The organism is Stakelama pacifica (assembly GCF_004361835.1).
GTDB classification, from domain to species: domain Bacteria; phylum Pseudomonadota; class Alphaproteobacteria; order Sphingomonadales; family Sphingomonadaceae; genus Sphingomonas; species Sphingomonas pacifica.
On sequence record NZ_SNWD01000009.1, the window covers coordinates 38722 to 60496 of the forward strand.

The following is a 21775-nucleotide window of genomic DNA, read 5'->3' on the forward strand; positions in this document are numbered from 1 at the left end:
TAGACGCTGTCCCGAATGACAGGAGCCATCCCATGACCAATCTATCTGCTGCCGGAACCTACCGTCTGGGCGACCGCGAAGTGAAGCGCATCGGCTATGGCGCCATGCAGCTTGCCGGACCGGGCGTATTCGGCCCTCCAAAAGACGAAGCGGAAGCGATCGCCGTTCTGCGCGAGGCGGTCGAAGCGGGCGTCGACCATATCGACACCAGCGACTTTTACGGCCCGCACATCACCAACCAGATCATCCGCAAGGCGCTGCATCCCTATCCCGACAGCCTGACCATCGTCACCAAGATCGGCGCGCGCCGCGATGATGCGGGCAACTGGCTACCTGCCATGGCCCCGGACGAGCTGGAGCGCGCGGTTGAGGATAATCTTCGCAATCTCGGACGCGATTCGATGGATGTCGTCAATCTCCGCCTGATGGGCGACGATCATGCCAGCGCCAGCGACGGGCCGGTCGAACCGATGCTAAGCGCCGTCGCACGGCTTCGCGAACGCGGCCTGATCCGCCATATCGGCATCAGCAACGCGACCGCCCATGCAATCGCAGAAGCGCGCAAGATCGTGCCGATCATATGCGTGCAGAATATGTATAATCTCGCCCATCGCGGTGACGACGCGCTGATCGACGCGCTGGCTGCGGAGGGGATCGCCTATGTCCCCTTCTTCCCGCTCGGCGGGTTCAGCCCGCTGCAATCAGACCGGCTCGATGCGGTAGCAAAGCGCGTCGGCGCAACGCCGATGCAGGTGGCGCTGGCATGGCTGCTTCAGCGCTCATCCAATATCCTGCTGATCCCCGGCACCTCGTCACGCACCCATTTGCGCGAAAACCTTGCCGTGGCGGACATCCGCCTTGATGACGAAGCGATCAGCGAACTCGATTCGATCGGGTCCGAAGCCGCCTGATCGCGGGACGGGGCGCTGAGGTTGTCAGTGCCCCATCACGCCCAGCGATTCGAACGGCTTGTCATGCCCGCCATATTTGTCGATCAGCGTCGCCGTCGCCTTGTTCCGGCCGATTACCTCGACCTCCTTGCCCTCGCCGCGCAGGCGAAGCACCATCTTGTCGAGCGCGCCGGTCGCCGAAATGTCCCAGAAATGCGCGTCGCTCAGGTCGACCACCACGCGCTTCACCTTCTCTTCGCGGAACACCACTTCCTCGACGATGCGATCGACCGAGGCGAAGAAAATCTGGCCCGCAATCGTATAGGTGCGCGTGCGCCCGTCGGGGGACAGCGTCGTGGTCATATTGACCAGGCGGCGGACCTTGCCCGCAAAGAAGATGCCCGACAGCAGCACGCCGACCAACACGCCGATCGACAGATTATGCGTCCATACGACCGTGACCACTGTCGCCAGCATGACCGCGCTGGAGGGCAGCGGGAAATGGCGAAGCTCCGAAAAGCTCTGCCAGCGAAAGGTACTGATCGATACGAAGATCATCACGCCGACCAGCGCGGGCATCGGCACGCGCGCGACCAGCGGGCCGAGCGCGACCATCAGCACCAGCAGCATGGCGCCCGCAACGAAGGTCGAAAGCCTGCGGCGTCCGCCCGAGCTGATATTGATGACCGACTGACCGATCATCGCGCAGCCGCCCATCGCGCTGAGAAAGCCTGTTACGAAATTGGCGACGCCCTGCCCCATACATTCGCGGCGCTTGTCCGACCGGGTTTCGGTCATGTCATCGACGATCGCAGCGGTGAGCATGGTTTCCAGCAAGCCGACCGCCGCCATGCCCAGCGCATAGGGCGCAATGATCCTCAGCGTGTCCCAGGTGAAGGGGACGGCGGGAAGGTGGAAGACCGGAAGCGTCGAGGGCAGATCGCCCATATCGCCTACCGTGTTCACCTGCGTTCCGGTCAGCATCGTATAAGCGGCGACCAGCACCACCGCGACCAGAGGCGCGGGCACCGCCGTGGTAATGCGTGGAAAGCCGTAAATCACCGCCAGCGTCACTGCGACGAGCACATAGGTCATCCACGGCACGCCGATCAGTTGAGGCAACTGCGCCATGAAGATCAAAATGGCGAGCGCATTGACGAAGCCGGTAATCACCGAACGCGATACGAAACGCATCAGCAGATTGAGCCGGAGCAGCCCGGCGATCACCTGAAACCCGCCCATCAGGATCGTCGCGGCGAACAGATATTCGACGCCATGTTCGCGCACCAGCGGCCCGACCAGCACCGCCACCGCAGCGGTCGCGGCAGAGATCATGCCGGGACGCCCGCCAAAGATCGCAATGATGCACGCGATCGAGAAGCTGGCGTACAGGCCGACACTGGGATCGACCCCGGCGACGATCGAAAAGCCGATCGCTTCGGGGATCAGCGCAAGCGCCACCATCAGGCCGGACAGAAACTCTCGCCCCGGATTTTCCAGCCAGTCGCGGCGGACATTGGATGCGAATGACATGCGTACATCGGCCATGGCCGGGCGTTCCTCGTCTGGCGAACGAGCGCGCGCCACACCGGCACGCTATCGATCAGGGTTCGGATTGCTGCGCTGCAACATACAAAGGGCGCGCGGGGGTGCCCCTACCGCCAAGCGGCGATGCGATCAACCCTGCGGGCGTGACGCGGCTGGCTGCGCTTCGTTGCGCTTCTCCGCCAGCGCCTTGTCGATAAACGCTACCGTATCGGCCAGAACCGGCGCTTTGCCGCGAAACGGCTTGGACAGCGCCATCGCGACATTTTCGTGAGTGAGGCCCGTATATTCGCGAAACGCGACCGGCGCGCCCAGTTCGCGCAAGCGTTTGGCAAGCGCCACCGCGTTGCGCGGCTTGACCACTTCGTCCTTGGTCGAGGTTATCAGCAGCATCGGCGGCGCATCGTCGCGCGCATAGCTGATCGGCTGCGTCGCCTTCGGGTCGGGCCAGTTGCCCAGCGCATCGACCGCGCGCTTGTCGGTCAGGGGCAGGAAATCATACGGCCCCGAAAGCCCGACGCCCGCCTTGACGAAACCGGGGGCGACGCCCGCTTTTGCGAGGAACTCCCGGTCGAGCGCGAGCATCGCGACGCTATAGGCGCCCGCCGAATGGCCAACGATCGCGACGCGATTCGGGTCGCCGCCATATTCGACGATATGGTCCTCGACCCATTTCATCGCCTGCGCGCCATCCTCGACAAAAGCGGGGAAGCGGACATCGGGCACTTTGCGATAATCGGGGACGACGGTGACAAAGCCTTTCGACGCAAAGGCGCGGCCCGCAAAGGCATAGCCCTGCCGCGTGCCCTTTACCCAGCCGCCGCCATAGAAGAACACGACCACCGGCTTGGGTCGGGTCCCGCCATTCTTCGGCACCCACACATCCAGCTTCTGCCCATGCGAGCCGAACGGGGCGCCCGACACGGCCTCTTTCGTGCCCGCGCCGCCGCCGCTGACGCTGTCGAGCGTGCTGAGCAGCTTGGGCGGCGAGCAGGCGGCGAGCAGCGCCGCGATGCTGATCGCCAGAAAGGATGTCCGCCTGCTCAACCCACGAATTTCGCTTGTCCGCCCAGCAGGATCGCGATCGAACCCAGCACAAAGCCCAGAAACAATGTCTGCAAGAACAGCGCAGTGGGAAAATCCGCGGACGCCGCGGCCTGAACAAAGCCGCTATTGATCGCCACATCCGCGACCATCACAACAAGCCCCAGCACCGCGCCCGCCCGCACCTTCCACCACAAAAGCGCGACGACCAGCAGGTCGATCGGCAGCAACAAGGTCCAGAACAGGTTCAGCGCAGCCGGGGCGAAGCTGTAGGGCATCCACCCGCCCGCCAGAATCTGACGCGCATGGTTGAACGCCCCGCCAAGGAACGCCGCCGACCAGACCAGCCGGATGGCGTTCCCCGCAATCGTCATTACAGCGCGACCTCATATTTCGCGGTAGTTTTTTCAGCTACTTCCTCGGCCGTAACGCCGTCGGCGAGTTCGATCAGCTTGAAATCGCTGTCATGGTCGGGCCGCTGGAACACGCACAGATCGGTGATGATCATGTCGACGACGTTCTTACCGGTCAGCGGCAGCGTGCATTCGGGGATGAATTTCGGATCGCCATGTTTGGAGGTGTGCTCCATCACGACGATGATCTTCTTGACGCCCGCGACCAGATCCATCGCGCCGCCCATGCCCTTGATCATCTTGCCGGGGATCATCCAGTTGGCGATGTCACCATTTTCGGCGACTTCCATCGCGCCGAGCACGGCAAGGTCGATATGTCCGCCGCGGATCATCGCGAAGCTGGTTGCGCTGTCGAAATAGACGGTGCGATCGAGTTCGCTGACCGTCTGCTTGCCCGCATTGATCAGGTCGGGGTCTTCCTCACCCTCAAACGGGAACGGGCCGATGCCCAGCATTCCGTTTTCGGATTGCAGCGTCACATCGACGCCATCGGGAATATGGTTCGCCACCAGCGTCGGGATACCGATGCCGAGATTGACGTAAAAGCCGTCCTCCAGCTCCTTCGCGGCGCGCGCCGCCATTTCGTCTCTGGTCCAGGGCATCAGTTGAGGCTCCCATCCTGTATGGTGGTAATCGTGGAAAATTGGTCGCGAAGCTGTTGAGAAATGCCATCAACGATCGCCTGCAACGCTTCGCCTTCGTCCATGTCGTAGGTCGAGGCGTAGGCCCGTGCGCCGTGCCGCGCGACGTCAGCCAGGAAATGCCCGAATATATTCGGATCTTTGAGGCGATATGCCGCGATCCATACGCTTGCCAGGCCTTCGTCATTGATCCAGGCACGGATCAGCTCGGCAGCTTCGGGGCCAAGCGCGTCGCCGTCTTCCAGTGAGATTGCACCGGGATGTTCCGTCTCGCTCATGGCGCGGTGCCCCTGTCCAAGGGCGGCGACCAGCGTTTTTCCGCCGGGAACACATCGTCCATCCCGCCCTTCAGCGCCGCTCCGTAGACCGGATTGGGCAGCACGAACCAGCCATGCCCCCAAAGCGGCGCGAAAGCAGCCGACGATACCGCCGCGCGGCGCGCAGGCACCGAAAGCGCGGGCGAATCGAACAAATCGGTGAAATCGCCGAGCTGATCGCCTGCCATCGCGATCACGCAATAGCGCGCCGCGATCGCCCTGCGGCGACCATCCTTGCCGTGTTCGCCCTCCGCTTTCGTAAACAGCGTTTCGCCCGGCACCGCAGGTCCCAGCCCCGCCCGGTCGAGCATCGCCTCGGTCGCACGCGCATTCCCGGCCGATCGGTTGGTGTTGAAAATCACCGTCACGCCGTGCGCGCGGGCGCTTTTCAGCGCCTCGGCGACGCCGGGGACGGGCGCGACCTCGTCACCGCCGGTGCGCTCCCAGTCGTCCCAGCGCTCGCTGCTATACGCGTTGCCGGCAGCAGCATCCGATTCGAAGCCGAGATTGAGCACCGTCGTTTCGTCGACATCGAGCACGATCGCCGCGGGCTGTCCCGGCGCGCATTCACGCCATTTCGGTGCAGCGAGCGTCGCATCGGGCGCGAGTACTGCCGAACGAACCGGCTGTCCGCTCGCATGGCGGGCGGCGGTGTCGAGCACATAATCGGTGAGACCGGCATACGCCTGCTGCGACAGCGCCGACGCCTCGCCCGAACCATAAAGGAACTGCATCCCGGCGGGCACCGTCGCCGCGTGCGGCGCGGCGGCACTGGACACCGGTGCCTGCCCCGCCATCGTGCATCCGGCAAGCAACAGCGCGCCGGTGCAAACCGTCAACGCAGGTTTCACGCCGCTTCGCGCTCACGCACGGTGCGGAACTCGATCTTCTTGTCATAGGGCGCGCCGATGATCATGCGGTTCACATAGATGCTCGGCAGGTGAATCTGATCGGGATCGAGGCTGCCGGTCGGCACCACTTCCTCGACTTCCGCGATGCAGACCTTGCCCGCCGTGGCCATCGGCAGGTTGAAGTTGCGCGCCGTTTTGCGGAACAGCAGATTGCCCGCTTCATCGGCCTTCCAGCCCTTCACGATCGCGATATCGGCGACGATGCCGCGTTCGAGAATATAATCCTCGCCGTCGAACTGTTTGACTTCCTTACCCTCGGCGATCTGCGTTCCGACGCCGGTTTTGGTATAGAAACCGGGAATGCCCGCGCCGCCCGCGCGGCAGCGCTCGGCCAGCGTCCCTTGCGGGCAAAATTCGACCTCAAGCTCGCCCGACAGGAATTGCCGTTCGAATTCCTTATTCTCCCCCACATAAGAGGAGATCATCTTCTTGACCTGTTTCGAACGAAGCAGCTTGCCCAGCCCTTCATTGTCGATGCCTGCATTGTTGCTGGCGATCGTCAGGTCCTTGGTTCCGGCTGCCTGAATCGCGTCGATCAGCCGCTCGGGGATGCCGCACAGCCCGAACCCGCCCGCGCAGATCGTCATGCCGTCGAAAAGAAGGCCGTCGAGCGCCGCCGCCGCATCCGAATAGAGCTTCTTCATGGCATCGAATCTCCGCAAATCTGATTTGGTTCAGGGCAGCGATTACGCGCCGACGCCATATAGGGTCAAGGAGCTGAACCGGGTTTCAACCTGGAGGTGAGCATGCCCTGAGACAGGCCGAGCGCCGCTTCCAGATCGGCCAGCGCCTGCACCGCCGAGACGACCTTGATCGCTGCCATGCCAAGCGCGGCGGCCGGTTTGCAGTTCACCCCGAGATCGTCGAGATAGACGCAGCGGTCGGGCGGCACGCCCAGCCGGTCGCAGGCGATGCGATAGATAGCCGGATCGGGCTTTCGCACCCCCTCGCGGCTGCTTTCCACCACCGTTTCGAACCGGGAAAGGATCGCGGCGATCTCGTCCGCATGATCGGCGCTGCGCGACATTTGCGCGCCCTTGCCAGACCGGACATTGTTGGTGATGCATGCGATGCGGAAGCCGAGTTGTGTCAGCTGGTCGAGCGCCGCCACCATTTCCGGCCGGATATCGCCCACCAGCCGCGCGAGCACCTCGCGCCCGGCAAGATCGTGCCCCATAGCGAGCGCTTCGGCGCGAAACGCCAGGTCAAAGGCCGCAGCGTCGATCTCGGATCGTTCGAACCGCGCCCATGCATTGTCGTCGGGGTTCGCGCTGTTCACCCGACGGACAAAATCGTGCGGCAATCCGCGTTCCGCCTCCATGCGGTTGAACGCTTCGAACGGAGAGCTGGTAAGTACCCCGCCGAAATCGAAAATCACCGTATCGCGCGTCATGGCGAAAAGCTTCGCCGGGATGGATCAGAATGGCAAGCATCGCCCTTTGCGCGGTCGCTCATGAGCGGGTAGACCTTTCGCTATGACCATGAAACGCAGCGGCGGACGCATCCTTACCGACAATCTTCTGGCGCAGGGCTGCGACAGGATTTTCCATGTGCCGGGCGAGAGCTTTCTCGCGGTGCTCGACGCGCTGCACGATATTCCCGCTATCGATCTTGTCACTTGTCGTCAGGAGGGGGGTGCAGCGTTCATGGCGTGCGCCGACGGGGCGCTGACCGGCAAGCCGGGAATCTGTTTCGTGACGCGCGGCCCCGGCGCGACCAATGCGAGTATCGGCGTGCATGTCGCAATGCAGGATTCGATCCCGATGATCTTGTTCATCGGCGATGTCGACCGGTCGATGCGCGACCGCGAAGGCTTTCAGGAGGTCGATTTCCCGGCGATGTTCGCACCGCTCGCCAAATGGGCGACGCGCATCGAGGATGCCGCGCGAATCCCCGAATATATTGCGCGCGCCTGGCGGGTGGCGACCAGCGGACGGCCCGGCCCCGTCGTGATCGCGCTGCCCGAAGACATGCTGACCGACACGGTCGAGGCGACCGACCGTCCCCGCCTCTCGCCGGTCGAGCGCAGCCTGTCGCCCGATGCGCTGACCCCCATGCTCGACCTGCTGCGCACGGCGGAGCGACCGATCGCGATTGTCGGCGGCGCAGGCTGGGATGCGGCGAGCGGCGAGGCGTTCGATGCGTTCGCGCGCAGCTGGGGCCTGCCGGTCGCGGGCGCGTTTCGGCGGCAGGACGCGATTTCGAACACATCGCCGGTCTGGGCCGGCAATCTCGGCTATGGTCCCAATCCGAAACTGGTCGAGCGCGTGAAGCAAGCGGATCTGATCCTTGCGGTGGGTGCCCGGCTGGGCGAAGCGACGACCGACGGCTATACGCTGATCACGCCCGATCATCCGGGCCAGACGCTGGTCCATATCCATCCCGATGCGGGCGAGCTTGACCATGTCTATCGCACCGATATGGCGATCGCGGCGAGCATGGCCGAATTCGGCGCAGCAATTGCCGCCGTGACCCCGCCCCACCAGCCGCATCCCGCCGGGCAGGCAGCAAATGCGGAGTGGCGCGATTGGTCCACGCCGCAGTCTCGCGAGGGCGTGGCGCTCGATCTGGGGCAATGCGTCGCCGCGATGCGCGAGCGGATGGCGGCCGACGACACGATCATCTGCAACGGCGCGGGCAATTTCTCATCCTGGTGGCACCGATATTGGCGCTATGGCCATCTAGGCACGCAATTGGCGCCGACGGCCGGTGCGATGGGCTATGGCGTGCCCGCAGCCGTCGCCGCAGCGCTACGCCGCCCCAAAAAGACTGCCGTAGCGCTTGCCGGGGACGGCGATTTCCTGATGAACGGTCAGGAACTGGCAACAGCGGCGCAGCATGGCGCTGACCTGCTCATCATTCTGGTCGATAATGGCGGTTATGGCACGATTCGCATGCATCAGGAGCGCGAATATCCTGAGCGGATCAGCGGGACGACGCTCGCCAATCCCGATTTCGCCGCTCTCGCCCGTGCTTATGGCGGATGGGCCGTGACGATCGAGCAGACCGATCAGTTCGCGCCTGCGCTCCATGAGGCGCTGGAGCGCTCCGGCATTCGGATGATCCATTGCCGGACCGATATCGCCGTCATCAATCCGGCGACCACCATAGAAAAAATCCGCTCGCACCGTCCCGCCTGAATAGCGGGACCGGTACGGCGGATTCCTTTGCGGCGCTAAGGGGGGGGTAAGCGCCGCTCAGCTATCGGCAATGGTCAGACGTCGTCGCCAAGTGCGCCCTTGACCTTGCCCGCAAACTGCTGGGCCTTGCCCTTGCCTTCCTGCGCCGCGCCTTCTTCGCGCGTCTCAGGATTGTCGGACTGCTGCTTAACCTTGCCGACGGCTTCGTTGACATTGCCTTTGATCTTATCGGTAAGTTCACCCATCACACGTCTCCTTCGGGAATGATTTCGGCTGCAATCGCTTGCAAGCCGTTGATCTTTCAATCTTCCCCAACAACGTGCGACAATCGCATCGCGTTCCGCGCCATGCTTTCGGCTCGTCGCATCGGGCCACGCTTCACCGCGATCAGATCAGCCCTGATAGCGGGCTCGACGGATCGGCATAGCGGCGTTTCCCCATCCGCCCGGCGCGATAGGCGAGTCGCCCGCTTTCCACCGCAAGCCGCATCGCGCGCGCCATCATTACCGGGTCTTTCGCTTCGGCAATCGCGGTGTTCATCAACACGCCGTCGCAGCCAAGCTCCATCGCGATCCCGGCGTCCGAAGCGGTGCCAACACCGGCATCGACCAGCACTGGCACGTTCGCACCCTCGACGATCAGGCGGATCGTCACCCGATTCTGGATACCCAGCCCCGAACCGATCGGCGCGCCCAGCGGCATGATCGCCACTGCGCCCGCCTCTTCCAGCTGTTTCGCAGCGATCGGATCGTCGGTGCAATACACCATCGGCTTGAACCCTTCGGCCACCAGCGTCTCAGTGGCCTTCAGCGTCTCGCGCATATCGGGATAGAGCGTCTTCGCTTCGCCCAGCACCTCCAGCTTGACGAGGTCCCAGCCGCCCGCCTCGCGCGCCAGCCGCAGCGTACGGACCGCCTCATCCGCAGTGAAGCAGCCAGCGGTATTGGGAAGATAGGTGATCTTTTTGGGATCGATATAATCGGTCAGCATCGGCGCATTGGGGTCCGACACGTTCACCCGGCGGACCGCCACCGTGACGATCTCCGCGCCTGCCGCCTCGACCGCGGCGGCGTTCTGTTCGAAATCCTTGTACTTGCCGGTGCCGACGATCAGCCGCGAACGGAAGGTGCGACCAGCGACCGTCCAGCTATCGTCCGCGCCGACCGGCTGATGATCGCCGCCGCCGACGAAATGCACGATCTCCAGCTCATCGCCATCCTCAACCTTCACCTCGCCCAGCGTCGAACGCGGCACGACCTCCAGATTGCGTTCGACCGCGATCTTTTCGGGAACGAAGCCAAGCTCGCTCGCCAGCTCGGCGATGCTGTGCCCCGCCTTTACCCGGCGATGTTCGCCATTGATCCGGATCGATACGGTGCCGTCCTTGTGCATTGTTTTCCCTGTGCCGTTCGCTTCGAGCGCGATTTCGAGAAGCGTGGCGAATCTGGCTTTTGGTGCCCGCATGCAACAGGTGTCTCGACTTCGCTCGACACCAGCGGGTAAGAACAGCCGCGATTTAGGGGCGCGGACAGCGCCTCGCAACCGAAAGGCTGCCCTTTGGCGCAAACGATCTTTGTCCTCAACGGTCCCAACCTCAACCTGCTGGGGCTTCGCGAGCCGGAAATCTATGGCACCGACACGCTCGACGATATCGGCGGGCGGATGCAGGACCGGGCGAGCGAGCTGGATCTGGAGATTGATCTGCGTCAGTCGAATCACGAAGGGCATCTGATCGACTGGCTGCACGAGGCGCAGTCGCGCCGCGCAAAGGCAGTCATCCTTAATCCCGGCGGGCTGACCCATACATCGGTCGCGCTGCACGATGCGGTAAAAGGCATCACGACTCCGGTGATTGAGGTGCACTTATCCAACCCGCACGCCCGCGAAGAATTTCGTCATACGAGCTTTGTCGGTCGTGCCGCGCGCGGAACCATCGCGGGCTTCGGCGCGCTTTCCTACCTTCTGGCGCTTGAAGCGGCTGCCAGTCTCTGACACAGGGCCACGCTTCGTATTACGAGGGGTTCATGAGCGAAGATAAGAAGCACTCCGGTGCAATTGCGGTTGATATCGATCTGGTGCGTCAGCTGGCCGCCGTGCTGGACGATACCCAGCTTACCGAAATCGAGGTCGAGGACGGCGATCGCCGCGTCCGCGTCGCGCGCAAGGCGGCAAGCCCCGCTGCGGTAAACTACGCGCCGCCGCCGATGCAGCAGGCCGCACCTGCTCCCGCCGCCGCCGCGCCCACCGTGGACAATGCAGGGCCGTCGGCGGAAAACGATGCCAATGCGGTGCGCTCGCCCATGGTCGGCACTGCCTATCTGGCCGCCGAACCGGGGGCCAAGCCGTTCATCGCGCCGGGCCAGCAGGTTCAGGCAGGCGATACGCTGCTGATCGTCGAGGCGATGAAGGTGATGAACCCGATCGCTGCGCCCTCTTCGGGCACGGTTAAATCGGTACTGGTCGAAAACGGTCAGCCGGTCGAATTCGATCAGCCGCTGGTCATCGTCGAGTAAGCAATGGCTAAAATCGAAAAGCTGCTGATCGCCAATCGCGGGGAAATCGCGCTTCGCATCCATCGTGCATGCCATGAAATGGGCATTCGTACCGTCGCGGTCCATTCGACCGCCGATGCCGATGCGATGCATGTGCGGCTGGCCGACGAAGCCATCTGTATCGGCCCGCCTTCGGCTGCCGAAAGCTATCTCAACATCCCCAACATCATCTCGGCCGCCGAGGTGTCGGGGGCGGACGCGATTCATCCAGGCTATGGTTTCTTAAGCGAAAACGCGAAATTCGCCGAGATTGTCGAGCTGCACAATATCCTGTTCGTCGGCCCGAAGCCCGAACATATCCGCATCATGGGCGACAAGGTCGAGGCGAAGCGTACTGCGGGCAAGCTGGGCCTGCCGCTCGTGCCGGGATCGGACGGCGCGATTCATGATGTCGAAGAAGCCAAACAGCTTGCCCGCGACATCGGCTATCCGGTGCTGATAAAGGCCGCATCGGGCGGCGGCGGTCGCGGCATGAAGGTAGTGCCGGGCGAGGACCAGCTCGAAACGCTGATGCGTCAGGCAGGCAGCGAGGCAAAGGCGGCGTTCGGCGACGACACCGTCTATATGGAAAAATATCTCGGCAATCCGCGCCATATCGAATTTCAGATATTCGGCGACGGCAACGGCAATGCCATCCATCTGGGCGAGCGCGACTGCTCGCTTCAGCGCCGCCATCAGAAGGTACTCGAAGAAGCCCCGTCCCCCGTCATCACGCCCGAAGAGCGCGCGCGGATGGGCGGAATTGTCGCGAACGCGATGGCCGATATGGGCTATCGCGGCGCGGGCACGATCGAATTCCTGTGGGAAAACGGCGAATTCTACTTCATCGAGATGAATACCCGGCTGCAGGTCGAACATCCGGTGACCGAGGCGATTACCGGCCTCGATCTGGTGCGCGAACAGATTCGCGTTGCCGAAGGCCATGGCCTGTCGGTGCGTCAGGAGGATTTGGAATTTCGCGGCCATGCGATCGAATGCCGGATCAATGCCGAAGACCCGCGCACCTTCACGCCCTCGCCGGGCAAGGTCACTTATTTCCATCAGCCGGGCGGCATGCATGTCCGCGTCGATAGCGGGCTGTACGCCGGGTATCGCATCCCCCCTTATTATGACAGCATGATCGCCAAGCTGATCGTCTATGGCCGCACTCGCGAAGGCGCGCTGATGCGCCTGCGCCGCGCGCTGGAGGAATTCGTGGTCGAGGGGGTCAAGACGACGATCCCGCTGCATCAGGCGCTGCTCGACGACCCTGAATTCCAGAAGGGCGATTATACGATCAAATGGCTTGAGGAATGGCTGGCGCGGGAGACGCCCGAATGAAGGCGACGATCTGGCACAATCCGCGCTGTTCGAAATCGCGCGAAGCGTTGAAGTTGCTGGAGGAGCGCGGCGGCGTCGAGGTCGATATCGTGCGCTATCTCGAAACGCCGCCCAGCCGCGAAACGCTCGCCAAGCTCTATAAGCGCGCAGGCATGACCGCGCGTGAGGGGCTGCGCAGCGTTGAGGCAAAGGCGAAGGAGCTGGGCCTCGCACAGGCGAGCGAGGGCGAAATCCTGGACGCGATGGCGGAGCATCCGATCCTGATCGAGCGCCCGCTGGTCGAGACCGAAAAGGGCGTCGTGCTGGGCCGCCCGCCGGAAAAAGTCCTGGAAATCCTGTAAAGCTACATGGTCGCGCCCGCCCCCGTTCTGGAACCCGGTCGCAACTGCTGGCGAATCGAAACGGCGAGCGCGGCCAATGTGATCATCGATGCCGATGATTATTTTCGCATCTGCCGTGAGGCGATGAAAGATGCCGAGCATCAGATCCTGCTGATCGGCTGGGATTTCGACGCCCGGATCAAGCTGGTGCATGAACATGAGGATGAAGCACCGGGCGAGGTCGGCGCCTTTATCGACTGGCTGGTCGCGCGAAAGCCCAACCTGCACGTCAATATTCTGCGCTGGGATACGGGGGCGCTGAAAAGCTTCGTTCGCGGGCGGACCATGGTGACGCTCGCCCGCTGGTGGTGGCACAAACAAATACACCTCAAACTCGACCGCTTCCACCCGACCGGCGCCTCGCATCATCAGAAGATCGTGGTGATCGACGATTGCCTCGCCTTTTGCGGCGGGATCGACATGACCGATGACCGCTGGGACACGCGCAGCCATCGCGATGACGAACCGAATCGGGTCGAGCCGGGCGGGACCGTCTATGGCCCCTGGCACGATGCGACCACGGCGCTGACCGGCCCGGTGGCGAAGGCGCTGGGCGAATTGTGCCGCGACCGCTGGGCGCGCGCCGGGGGCAAACCGCTCGCCATCCCCAAAGCGACCGAACCGCGCTGGCCAGAAGCGCTGCCCAAGGCTTTCGAAAATTGCGAAGTCGCGATTTCGCGCTCTTTTCCGGCGATGACGGGGCAGGAACCGGTGCGCGAGATCGAGCAGCTCTATCTCGACCTGATCGCCCGGGCTGAACGCTGGATCTATGCCGAGAGCCAGTATTTCGCCTCGCGCAAGATCGCCGAAGCGATCGCAAAGCGGCTGGAAGAGCCGGACGGGCCGGAGATCGTCATCATCAATCCGGTACAGGCCGATGGCTGGCTGGAACAGGAAGCGATGGATTCGGCGCGCGCGCAATTGCTCGACGCGCTGGAAAAGCGCGATCCGCATGGGCGGCTCGGCGTCTTCCACGCCGAAACGGCGGGCGGTCAGCCGATCTATATCCATGCCAAGGTGACGGTGATCGATGGAGAAATCCTGCGCGTCGGTTCGTCCAATTTCAACAATCGCTCGCTTCGGCTCGACACCGAATGCGATGTGACGATCGATTCGACCCGGCGGGCCAATGCAGGCTGCACCGATGCGATCGCGCATGTCGCCTATGACCTGCTCGCCGAACATCTGGGGAGCGAGGCGGAACTGATTCGCGCGACGCACGCGGAAACCGGATCGCTGCTCGAAACCATCGAGCGCCATGCCGGGACCGGGCGCCGCCTGCGCCGCTATCGCCGCCCCGATATCAATGCGATCGAAGGCTGGATGGCGGATAATGAGATCCTCGATCCGGAAGGGCCGGAAGAAATGTTCGAGCCGGTTTCAAAGCGCGGGCTGTTCCGGCGACTGCGCCGTCGCTGATCCGATCGCTACTGCTTTTCGCATGAAACTATAGCGGTGCGCGACTTGCCTCGCTAAAGGCGCTTGGCATGACCGACATCACGCCAGAGATCGTCGCCGAACACGGCCTGTCCCCCGAAGAATATGCGCGCGTGCTGAGCGCGATGGGGCGCGAACCCAATCTCACCGAACTGGGTATCTTCTCCGTCATGTGGTCGGAGCATTGCAGCTATAAATCGAGCCGCATTCACCTGAAAAAACTCCCGACCGAAGGGCCGCAAGTGATTTGCGGACCGGGCGAGAATGCGGGCGTGGTCGATATCGGCGACGGACAGGCGGCGATCTTCAAGATGGAATCGCACAACCATCCTTCATATATCGAACCCTATCAGGGCGCGGCGACGGGTGTGGGCGGCATTTTGCGCGACGTCTTCACCATGGGTGCGCGGCCGATCGCGAACCTGAACGCGCTGCGATTCGGGCGGCCCGATCATCCGAAGATGCGCCACCTGATTTCCGGCGTGGTGCATGGCATCGGCGGCTATGGCAATTGCGTCGGCGTGCCCACCGTAGGGGGCGAGGTGAACTTCCACCCCGCCTATGATGGCAATATCCTCGTCAACGCGATGACGGTCGGCGTCGCCGATACCGACAAGATCTTCTATTCTGCAGCGAGCGGCGTCGGCAATCCGATCGTCTATGTCGGATCGAAAACGGGCCGTGACGGCATTCACGGCGCGACCATGGCGAGCGCTGATTTTGGCGAGGATTCGGAGGAAAAGCGCCCCACCGTTCAGGTCGGCGACCCCTTCACCGAAAAGCTGCTGATCGAGGCGTGCCTCGAACTCATGGCATCCGACGCGATCGTCGCGATTCAGGATATGGGCGCGGCAGGGCTCACCTCCTCCAGCGTCGAAATGGCGTCAAAGGGCGGGGTCGGCATCGAACTGGTCATGGACGATGTGCCGCAGCGCGAAACCGGCATGACGCCCTATGAAATGATGCTCTCCGAGTCTCAGGAGCGCATGCTGATGGTATTGAAGCCCGGCCGTGAGGCAGAGGCAGAGGCGATCTTCCGCAAATGGGAACTGGATTTCGCGGTGATCGGCCATGTCACCGATACCGGGCGGATGGTGCTGAAATGGAAGGGCGATACCGTCGCCGATATTCCGCTCGGGCCGCTTGCTGACGATGCGCCGCTCTATGACCGGCCGCATGTCGCGCCGACCGTGCCCGCCATGCCGACCGATATCGGCGAGTGCGAGGACATCCGCGCCGACCTGCTGACGCTGATGGGGTCGCCTGATATCGCCTCGCGCCGCTGGATCTGGGAGCAGTACGATCATATGGTCGGCGCCGATACGGTGCAGCGCCCCGGCGGCGATGCGGCGGTGGTGCGCGTGCACGGCACGCAAAAGGCGCTGGCGATGACCACCGACTGCACCCCGCGCTATTGCTATGCCGATCCGCATGAGGGCGGAAAGCAGGCTATTGCCGAGGCTTGGCGCAACCTGTGTGCGGTCGGTGCCACCCCGCTTGCCGTGACCAACTGCCTCAACTTCGCCAATCCGCAGCGCCCCGAAATCATGGGGCAGTTTGTCGGCTGTCTGGAGGGCATGGGCGAAGCCTGCCGCGCGCTCGATTTCCCGATCGTGTCGGGCAATGTGTCGCTTTATAATGAATCTAAGGCGACGGGCGGCGGTTCGGCGATCCTGCCCACCCCGGCGATCGGCGGGGTCGGCCTGATGCAGGACTGGACCAAATCCTGCCGCATCGGGTTTCGGGGCACGGGCGATGCCATTCTGGTCGTCGGCGACCGGATGGGGCATCTCGGCCAGTCGCTGTGGCTACGCGAAGTCCATGGCCGCGAGGAAGGCCCCCCGCCCCCCGTCGATCTCGCCGCCGAGCGCAAGGCGGGCGATTTCATCCGCAACGCGATCGAACATGGCTGGGTAACGGCGTGCCATGACGTTTCCGACGGCGGGCTTGCCGTAACGGTGGCGGAGATGGCGCTGGCGTCGAATATCGGCGCGATGATTAACGAACCCCAGCCTTTCGGCGTTGCCGGCAGCTTTTTCGGTGAGGATCAGGGCCTGTATGTCGTGACGCTTCGCGACGATTCGCTCGCTGATTTCATGGAAGCGTCGGAAAAGGCCGATGTCGTCGTCGATCTGCTCGGCCGGACGATCCGCGACCGGATCGTGTTCGAGCTGGAGGATGCCGACGCGGTCATCACGCTCGACGAGCTGCGTCAGGCCCATGAGGGCTTTTTCCCGAAGCTGATGGGCGAAGACGCCGCGCTTGCCTGAACCGGGTTAAGGGGAACCCCGACGCGCGTCGCCGGTTGCCCCTCTACCCGCAAAAACAGGCAAGGATTTCAATATGAACGACACGCTTCCCCCGCTTGCGCGCGAACTCGGTTTCGAGCGTGGGATGCGGTGCTGGTTTCGCGACCTTCCCGACGATGTGCGCAAGGCGCTCAACCCGGAGGCGGCCGGTATGGAAGAACTCGCCGCGCCCTCCGCAGGGATTGAAGGCGCGCTGATCTTCGTCGACAGCCGCGAGACGCTCAATACCGAACTGGGGGCGTTTCACGAGCTGCTCGACAGCAATGGCTTCGTCTGGGTCGCTTATGGCGAGGAATTGAGCGAATCGAACGTGCTCGACGCGGCATCGCCGTGCGACATGGTGCACGCGGGCAGCGTGACGCTGGCCGGGCGGCGCGCGATCAAGCTGGCCCATCGCCCCGGTCACTGAGGGCGGCGCTTTGCCCCTGCTATATTCCCGCCTAGGGAGGACGGCCAAGGCGAAGGGGCGGATATGGCGACGACACCGGCAAGGCGGATCATAACGCTCGATATCATTCGCGATGTGGCGGTGATGGGCATCCTGATGATGAACATCACCGGCTTCGCCTTTCCTGATCCCGCCTATCTCAACCCGCTGGCCACGCCGGGGGCCGGGCCATGGGATGTCGCGCTCTATCTGATGAACTTCCTGTTGTTCGACGGGAAGATGCGCGGGCTGTTCTCCTTTCTGTTCGGCGCGTCGATGCTGATGGTGATCCTGCGGGCCAAGGCGGGCGGGAACAGTGCGGCGCGCACGCATTTTTCGCGCATGGTGTGGCTGCTGATCTTCGGCCTCATCCATCTTTACCTGATCTGGTGGGGCGATATTCTGACGCTTTATGCGGTGATCGGGATGGTCGCGTGGTTCTTCCGCACGCTTCCCGCTCATAAGCTGGTAACGGTCGGGATTCTGCTGCTGGTGGCGCAGCTGGCGATGGTCGCGCTGGTGCCGCTGAGCCTGTTGCTGCTGAAGGCGCATGCGGCGGAGCCCGGTGCACCGGCGGGCGTGGTGATGGCGCTTATCGACATGCGGCGCGGGCTCGGCAGTCCCGAACCCGGGTGGATGGCGGAGCAGATCGCGCTGTACCGGTCAGGCTATGCGGCGATTTTGCAGGCGCGCATGGCAACGATCAACCCGGTCGGAATGGTGATGTTCAACGGGTTCGAGACGCTTGCCTATATGCTGTTCGGCATGGCCGGGCTGAAAAGCGGCTTCCTGTCGGGCGAGGCACCGCGCGCGACCTATCGCAGATGGGCGGCCATCGGATTCGGGGTGGGGCTGCCGGTCTATGCCGCGCTGGGTGCCTATCTGATCGCACAGAATTTCAGCCCTTTGTCGGTCAGTCTTGCGGTGATGACGGCGACGGTTCCGGTACGGCCGCTGATGATCATGGGATGGGCGGCGCTGATCATTCTGACGGTGCGCGGCGAGAGCGGCATGGGCAAGCGAATCGCGGCGACGGGGCGGATGGCGTTTTCCAACTATCTGGGAACCAGCCTGATCTGCACCACGATCTTCTACGGCTATGGGCTGGGCTGGTTCGGGGCGCTAAGCCGGGCCGAATCGCTGCTGGTGGTGGTCGCGATCTGGGCGGTGATGCTGGGCTGGTCGGAGCCGTGGCTTCAACATTTTCGCTATGGCCCGCTGGAATGGCTGTGGCGGTGCTGCGCGCGCGGAAGTTGGCAAAGGTTGCGCGGAGCGGCATTTGCCGGGGACTGAATTATTGCGAGCGCGACGCAATACCTATTGCAAGTCGCTATCAATAGCGCTATTAACCAACCGCGATTCGGAGAGAAAAGCCAATGGTTGTATGCGTTTGCAATGCAATTCGGGAAAAGGACGTGCGCGCGGCAGCACGGGCAGGCGCGACCAGCGCATGCCAGGCGTATCGTGCGGTCGGGTGTCAGGCCAAATGTGGCCAGTGCGTCCCCTTTGCCCGCGCGATCATCGCCGAGGAACGCAGCGCGGCGTGACGTGCGCGCCGCTGTCACCCGCCCTCCCCTTGCCCCTTTCTGCCGCCTCGCTTAGGCGGGGCCTCTGCAAAAGGAGGTAGCGATGAAGGGCGACGCACAGGTCATCGAATATCTGAATCTCGTTCTGAAAAACGAGCTGACGGCGGTCAATCAGTACTGGCTGCACTATCGGATGCTCGACAATTGGGGCGTGAAGCGGCTCGCCCATTTCGAGCGGCACGAGTCGATCGATGAGATGAAGCATGCCGACTGGCTGTCGGAGCGCATCCTGTTTCTGGACGGCCTGCCCAATTTCCAGCTGCTCGGGCGGCTGCGCATCGGCGAGACGGTCGAGGAAGTCCTCAAAGCCGACCTCGCGCTGGAAATGGAAGCCATCGCCGTGCTGCGCGACGCCATCGAACATTGCGAAAAGGTCCGCGATTATATCAGCCGCGACCTGTTCCGCCGAATCCTCGACAGCGAAGAAGACCATGTCGACACGCTGGAACGCCAGTTCGACATGATTGCGCGGATGGGGATCGAAAATTACATCCAGCTCAATTCGAAGCCCGAAGACGAGGGCGAGTAAAGTTGGCGGCGCGGCGCATTTCGCGCCGTTTTCGCACCAAAGTTGACGCCGGGGCAGCGCCGGGGCGGCCGGGACTGTCCGCGAGATCGGGATATGTAGCTGATTTTGCGCGGGTCCCTCGCCGCGCGGGGTGGTGTGAACTTTGAAGGCGCGGTGCGGTGATCGGGGCTGAGTGATACCAGGCTGCATGGATGGCGCCCCATCCCCCGCCGTCATGTCAGCGCACGCCGCGCATGACGACTGGCGGCAAAGATCGCAATACGCCGATAGGTCCATATCAGCGCAGCCTGGTATGAGTCGGATGCTCCGCCTCCTGATACTCCCCCCGTTCGTATCGAGCGAAGTCGAGATACGTTTTAGGCGGGGAGACGCTTCCCTCCCGACTGTGCTTCGCAAACGAACGGGGGTGGGCGCAGCTGTCCTTTCTCCGTCCGCCCTGAGCAGCTGCCGAAGGCAGCCAGCCGAAGGACCGGCTTTCTCCTCTAGTGCCGCGCACAGCAAGAAGGACGGCGCTTCGACAGGCTCAGCGCGAACGGGGGTTGGGTTGGGGCGAGTCGTCGTCATCACCGGTACGCCCCCTGCCCGCACCGCTATCCGGCGGCGAGGTCGGGGAGCAGCGCGGCGAGCTGATCGAGCTGTTCGGGCAATCCGGCGGCCGATCCGTGCAGCGCCTCGTCAAGCGCTTCGGGCGTGGGATAACGTTCGTGGAAGGTCAGCAGCGTGGCGCCGTCCCGATTCTCGAACGTGACCGTGGTGACCGCGCCCGCCTCCCCCTCATCATTGGTCCAGACGATCCGTTCGTTCGGCAGGACGTCGAGATATTTGCCGTAAAAGGCCATGGTCTCGCCGCCCGCACTGAATTCCAGCCGATAGGTGCCGCCGGTGCGCACATCCATCTCGCAGCCGGTCAGCGTGACGCCGGTGACCGAGCGCGGCATCCACCAGCGGCGGAAGAGGTCGGGGCTGCTCCAAGCCCGATAGACCAGAGAAGGAGGCGCATCGAACCGGCGGGTGATGGCGAGTTCGCAAGGCCCCCGCCGCTCTACCTGCGTTGCAGTGCCCTGATCATTGTTCGGGCAGGTCATGGCATCGCTCCTGCTTCAGTTCGTCGAGAATATCGTCAAGCGCTTCGAAGCGGTCCGCGAAGAGCGCGCGATGCGCCTCGATCCACTGCGCCTCTGCCGCCAGCCCGCGCGTGCCGAGCCTGCATTGCCGCACGCGCCCGGTTTTGCGGGTCACGACCAGACCGGCACGCTCCAGCACCGCGACATGTTTCTTCATACCGGTCAGTGTCATCTGAAACCGGTCGGCCAGCATCGAAATCGACGCCTCGCCCTGCCCAAGCTGTTCGATCACCCCGCGCCGGGTCGCATCGGCAAGCGCGGCAAAGGAAAGATCGAGGGCCGAGGTTGATTGCTGAACCATATGGTTCAGTGTTTTGAACCTGCTTCAGGGGCTTTTTAAGCCCTCTCTTTCCGAACCTGTTGACAGCAATTCGTGCAAGCGCATTTCGTCAGCGGGCGACGCCGGGTTGTACACGATCATCGCGAGTTCCGGGCGTCCTTCGACGGCGAATGTCGAAAACTCCACCGAGAGCCTTCCTGATTTGGGATGGAGGATATGCTTCACCCCCTCGCCATGGGCGATGACGTCGTTATCCTGCCAGAGGGCAGCGAATTGGGGACTGATCTGCGATAATTCCGCAACCAGTTCGGTCGCCGCGGCGCTGTTACTGGCCCCGACCCGCGCGACATCTGCGCGAAACGCACCCACCACGATCCGGGCGATATTGTCCCAATCCTCATTCCTTACGCGGACATGGGGCGTCGCGAACATCAGCCGGAGAATATTTCGCTGCTCACGCGGCAACTGCCCGTAATCGGTCAGCAACAGCGTTGCCGCCCGGTTCCACCCGACCACATCCCACATCGCAGTCTTTATGATCGCGGGACTGAATTTCATGCCATCGAGCACACGTTGCAGTCGCGGCGTGATGCCATCGATCGGCTGATAGCGCGCATCGGGCGGATGACCGAGCGCCAACATGTAGAGATGTTCGCGTTCAGGTTCGGTCAGCAACATGCCTTTGGCAATGCGATCCAGCACATCAGCGGACGGTGAGCCGCCGCGCCCCTGTTCGAGCCAGGCATACCAGGTCGGGCTGATATTCGATCGAAGCGCGACCTCTTCCCGGCGCAGGCCCGGCGTTCGCCGTCGTCCCACCGGAAAGCCGAAGGCGACCGGATCAAGCCTTGCCCTGCGATCGCGCAAATAGCTGCCGAGAGGATTGGATGTTTCGCCCGTCACGCCTGATCCTGTTGGTTTTTATACCAT

Annotated in this window: 25 protein-coding genes; 12 read left to right on the plus strand and 13 right to left on the minus strand. The window is 63.1% G+C overall.

Going from position 1 to position 21775, the window contains the following annotated elements:
* Positions 1-32: 32 nt before the first annotated feature.
* Positions 33-911, plus strand: a complete 879-nt coding sequence (locus tag EV664_RS12835; protein WP_133496129.1) for an aldo/keto reductase family oxidoreductase — start codon at positions 33-35, stop codon at positions 909-911.
* A gap of 24 nt (positions 912-935) precedes the next feature.
* Here the strand turns inward: EV664_RS12835 and EV664_RS12840 are convergent, their stop codons facing one another.
* From EV664_RS12840 to EV664_RS12875, 8 genes are all read right to left on the minus strand, one after another.
* Positions 936-2423, minus strand: coding sequence for a SulP family inorganic anion transporter (locus EV664_RS12840; protein WP_133496255.1), 1488 nt, complete (start codon positions 2421-2423; stop codon positions 936-938).
* A 144-nt stretch (positions 2424-2567) separates the two neighbouring features.
* The gene (locus tag EV664_RS12845; RefSeq protein WP_133496130.1) at positions 2568-3482 is read right to left on the minus strand and encodes an alpha/beta hydrolase; all 915 of its coding nucleotides are present in this window, start codon (positions 3480-3482) and stop codon (positions 2568-2570) included.
* The gene (locus tag EV664_RS12850; protein WP_211338509.1) at positions 3479-3853 is read right to left on the minus strand and encodes a hypothetical protein; all 375 of its coding nucleotides are present in this window, start codon (positions 3851-3853) and stop codon (positions 3479-3481) included. Before EV664_RS12850 ends, EV664_RS12845 begins: the two co-directional genes overlap by 4 nt.
* A complete protein-coding gene (locus EV664_RS12855) occupies positions 3853-4494 on the minus strand; it encodes a CoA transferase subunit B (RefSeq protein WP_133496131.1) in 642 nt (213 codons plus the stop codon). The genes EV664_RS12850 and EV664_RS12855 overlap by 1 nt, the downstream gene beginning before the upstream one ends.
* A complete protein-coding gene (locus EV664_RS12860; RefSeq protein ID WP_133496132.1) occupies positions 4494-4811 on the minus strand; it encodes a DUF5076 domain-containing protein in 318 nt (105 codons plus the stop codon). The genes EV664_RS12855 and EV664_RS12860 overlap by 1 nt, the downstream gene beginning before the upstream one ends.
* Entirely contained in the window at positions 4808-5647 is an 840-nt protein-coding gene (locus tag EV664_RS12865) for an HAD family acid phosphatase (protein ID WP_133496257.1), read from the minus strand. The genes EV664_RS12860 and EV664_RS12865 overlap by 4 nt, the downstream gene beginning before the upstream one ends.
* A 50-nt stretch (positions 5648-5697) precedes the next feature.
* Positions 5698-6405, minus strand: coding sequence for a CoA transferase subunit A (locus tag EV664_RS12870; protein WP_133496133.1), 708 nt, complete (start codon positions 6403-6405; stop codon positions 5698-5700).
* 65 nt (positions 6406-6470) lie between these two features.
* On the minus strand, positions 6471-7154 hold the full coding sequence (locus EV664_RS12875; RefSeq protein WP_133496134.1) for an HAD-IA family hydrolase: 684 nt from the start codon (positions 7152-7154) through the stop codon (positions 6471-6473).
* A gap of 82 nt (positions 7155-7236) precedes the next feature.
* Between EV664_RS12875 and EV664_RS12880 the strand changes: the two genes are divergently transcribed.
* Positions 7237-8901 (plus strand): thiamine pyrophosphate-binding protein, encoded by a 1665-nt coding sequence (locus EV664_RS12880; protein ID WP_133496135.1) that lies wholly within the window; start codon positions 7237-7239, stop codon positions 8899-8901.
* Between the two features lie 74 nt (positions 8902-8975).
* Here the strand turns inward: EV664_RS12880 and EV664_RS12885 are convergent, their stop codons facing one another.
* Both EV664_RS12885 and thiS read right to left on the minus strand, forming a co-directional pair.
* Positions 8976-9146 carry a CsbD family protein gene (locus tag EV664_RS12885; protein ID WP_133496136.1) on the minus strand — a complete coding sequence of 57 codons (171 nt, stop codon included), beginning with the start codon at positions 9144-9146 and terminating at the stop codon, positions 8976-8978.
* Between the two features lie 142 nt (positions 9147-9288).
* Positions 9289-10293 (minus strand): sulfur carrier protein ThiS, encoded by a 1005-nt coding sequence (gene thiS / locus EV664_RS12890; protein WP_133496258.1) that lies wholly within the window; start codon positions 10291-10293, stop codon positions 9289-9291.
* Positions 10294-10458: 165 nt separating this feature from the next.
* Here thiS and aroQ point away from each other — a divergent pair, with 165 nt between their 5' ends.
* From aroQ to bfr, 10 genes are all read left to right on the plus strand, one after another.
* Positions 10459-10893: a type II 3-dehydroquinate dehydratase gene (aroQ, locus tag EV664_RS12895; protein WP_133496137.1), complete on the plus strand. Its 435-nt coding sequence runs from the start codon at positions 10459-10461 to the stop codon at positions 10891-10893.
* A gap of 32 nt (positions 10894-10925) precedes the next feature.
* Positions 10926-11414, plus strand: coding sequence for an acetyl-CoA carboxylase biotin carboxyl carrier protein (gene accB, locus EV664_RS12900; protein WP_133496138.1), 489 nt, complete (start codon positions 10926-10928; stop codon positions 11412-11414).
* Between the two features lie 3 nt (positions 11415-11417).
* Positions 11418-12773 carry an acetyl-CoA carboxylase biotin carboxylase subunit gene (gene accC / locus EV664_RS12905; protein ID WP_133496139.1) on the plus strand — a complete coding sequence of 452 codons (1356 nt, stop codon included), beginning with the start codon at positions 11418-11420 and terminating at the stop codon, positions 12771-12773.
* On the plus strand, positions 12770-13114 hold the full coding sequence (arsC, locus tag EV664_RS12910; protein WP_133496140.1) for an arsenate reductase (glutaredoxin): 345 nt from the start codon (positions 12770-12772) through the stop codon (positions 13112-13114). The genes accC and arsC overlap by 4 nt, the downstream gene beginning before the upstream one ends.
* 6 nt (positions 13115-13120) lie before the next feature.
* Positions 13121-14572, plus strand: coding sequence for a phospholipase D-like domain-containing protein (locus EV664_RS12915; protein WP_133496141.1), 1452 nt, complete (start codon positions 13121-13123; stop codon positions 14570-14572).
* Positions 14573-14640: 68 nt separating this feature from the next.
* Entirely contained in the window at positions 14641-16860 is a 2220-nt protein-coding gene (gene purL, locus EV664_RS12920) for a phosphoribosylformylglycinamidine synthase subunit PurL (RefSeq protein ID WP_133496142.1), read from the plus strand.
* 73 nt (positions 16861-16933) lie between these two features.
* Positions 16934-17308, plus strand: a complete 375-nt coding sequence (locus EV664_RS12925; protein ID WP_133496143.1) for a hypothetical protein — start codon at positions 16934-16936, stop codon at positions 17306-17308.
* A gap of 63 nt (positions 17309-17371) precedes the next feature.
* Entirely contained in the window at positions 17372-18619 is a 1248-nt protein-coding gene (locus tag EV664_RS12930) for a DUF418 domain-containing protein (protein WP_133496144.1), read from the plus strand.
* A gap of 83 nt (positions 18620-18702) precedes the next feature.
* Positions 18703-18873, plus strand: a complete 171-nt coding sequence (locus EV664_RS12935) for a (2Fe-2S)-binding protein (RefSeq protein WP_133496145.1) — start codon at positions 18703-18705, stop codon at positions 18871-18873.
* 82 nt (positions 18874-18955) lie between these two features.
* Positions 18956-19441 (plus strand): bacterioferritin, encoded by a 486-nt coding sequence (gene bfr / locus EV664_RS12940; protein ID WP_133496146.1) that lies wholly within the window; start codon positions 18956-18958, stop codon positions 19439-19441.
* Positions 19442-20031: 590 nt separating this feature from the next.
* Here bfr and EV664_RS12945 read toward each other — a convergent pair.
* The 3 genes from EV664_RS12945 to EV664_RS12955 are packed head-to-tail and all read right to left on the minus strand — an operon-like array spanning position 20032 to position 21748.
* A complete protein-coding gene (locus EV664_RS12945; RefSeq protein WP_133496147.1) occupies positions 20032-20526 on the minus strand; it encodes an SRPBCC domain-containing protein in 495 nt (164 codons plus the stop codon).
* Entirely contained in the window at positions 20507-20866 is a 360-nt protein-coding gene (locus EV664_RS12950; protein WP_133496148.1) for an ArsR/SmtB family transcription factor, read from the minus strand. Before EV664_RS12950 ends, EV664_RS12945 begins: the two co-directional genes overlap by 20 nt.
* A gap of 24 nt (positions 20867-20890) precedes the next feature.
* Positions 20891-21748, minus strand: coding sequence for a helix-turn-helix transcriptional regulator (locus EV664_RS12955; protein WP_133496149.1), 858 nt, complete (start codon positions 21746-21748; stop codon positions 20891-20893).
* Positions 21749-21775: the final 27 nt, after the last annotated feature.

Coding starts and splice junctions, on each gene's coding strand:
- EV664_RS12835 (WP_133496129.1), top strand. CDS start 33: ATGACCAATCTATCTGCTGCCGGAACCTACCGTCTGGGCGACCGCGAA.
- EV664_RS12840 (WP_133496255.1), bottom strand. CDS start 2,423: ATGTCATTCGCATCCAATGTCCGCCGCGACTGGCTGGAAAATCCGGGG.
- EV664_RS12850 (WP_211338509.1), bottom strand. CDS start 3,853: ATGACGATTGCGGGGAACGCCATCCGGCTGGTCTGGTCGGCGGCGTTC.
- EV664_RS12855 (WP_133496131.1), bottom strand. CDS start 4,494: ATGCCCTGGACCAGAGACGAAATGGCGGCGCGCGCCGCGAAGGAGCTG.
- EV664_RS12860 (WP_133496132.1), bottom strand. CDS start 4,811: ATGAGCGAGACGGAACATCCCGGTGCAATCTCACTGGAAGACGGCGAC.
- EV664_RS12865 (WP_133496257.1), bottom strand. CDS start 5,647: ATGGCGGGGCAGGCACCGGTGTCCAGTGCCGCCGCGCCGCACGCGGCG.
- EV664_RS12870 (WP_133496133.1), bottom strand. CDS start 6,405: ATGAAGAAGCTCTATTCGGATGCGGCGGCGGCGCTCGACGGCCTTCTT.
- EV664_RS12875 (WP_133496134.1), bottom strand. CDS start 7,154: ATGACGCGCGATACGGTGATTTTCGATTTCGGCGGGGTACTTACCAGC.
- EV664_RS12880 (WP_133496135.1), top strand. CDS start 7,237: ATGACCATGAAACGCAGCGGCGGACGCATCCTTACCGACAATCTTCTG.
- EV664_RS12885 (WP_133496136.1), bottom strand. CDS start 9,146: ATGGGTGAACTTACCGATAAGATCAAAGGCAATGTCAACGAAGCCGTC.
- thiS (WP_133496258.1), bottom strand. CDS start 10,293: ATGCACAAGGACGGCACCGTATCGATCCGGATCAATGGCGAACATCGC.
- accB (WP_133496138.1), top strand. CDS start 10,926: ATGAGCGAAGATAAGAAGCACTCCGGTGCAATTGCGGTTGATATCGAT.
- accC (WP_133496139.1), top strand. CDS start 11,418: ATGGCTAAAATCGAAAAGCTGCTGATCGCCAATCGCGGGGAAATCGCG.
- arsC (WP_133496140.1), top strand. CDS start 12,770: ATGAAGGCGACGATCTGGCACAATCCGCGCTGTTCGAAATCGCGCGAA.
- EV664_RS12915 (WP_133496141.1), top strand. CDS start 13,121: ATGGTCGCGCCCGCCCCCGTTCTGGAACCCGGTCGCAACTGCTGGCGA.
- purL (WP_133496142.1), top strand. CDS start 14,641: ATGACCGACATCACGCCAGAGATCGTCGCCGAACACGGCCTGTCCCCC.
- EV664_RS12925 (WP_133496143.1), top strand. CDS start 16,934: ATGAACGACACGCTTCCCCCGCTTGCGCGCGAACTCGGTTTCGAGCGT.
- EV664_RS12930 (WP_133496144.1), top strand. CDS start 17,372: ATGGCGACGACACCGGCAAGGCGGATCATAACGCTCGATATCATTCGC.
- EV664_RS12935 (WP_133496145.1), top strand. CDS start 18,703: ATGGTTGTATGCGTTTGCAATGCAATTCGGGAAAAGGACGTGCGCGCG.
- bfr (WP_133496146.1), top strand. CDS start 18,956: ATGAAGGGCGACGCACAGGTCATCGAATATCTGAATCTCGTTCTGAAA.
- EV664_RS12945 (WP_133496147.1), bottom strand. CDS start 20,526: ATGACCTGCCCGAACAATGATCAGGGCACTGCAACGCAGGTAGAGCGG.
- EV664_RS12950 (WP_133496148.1), bottom strand. CDS start 20,866: ATGGTTCAGCAATCAACCTCGGCCCTCGATCTTTCCTTTGCCGCGCTT.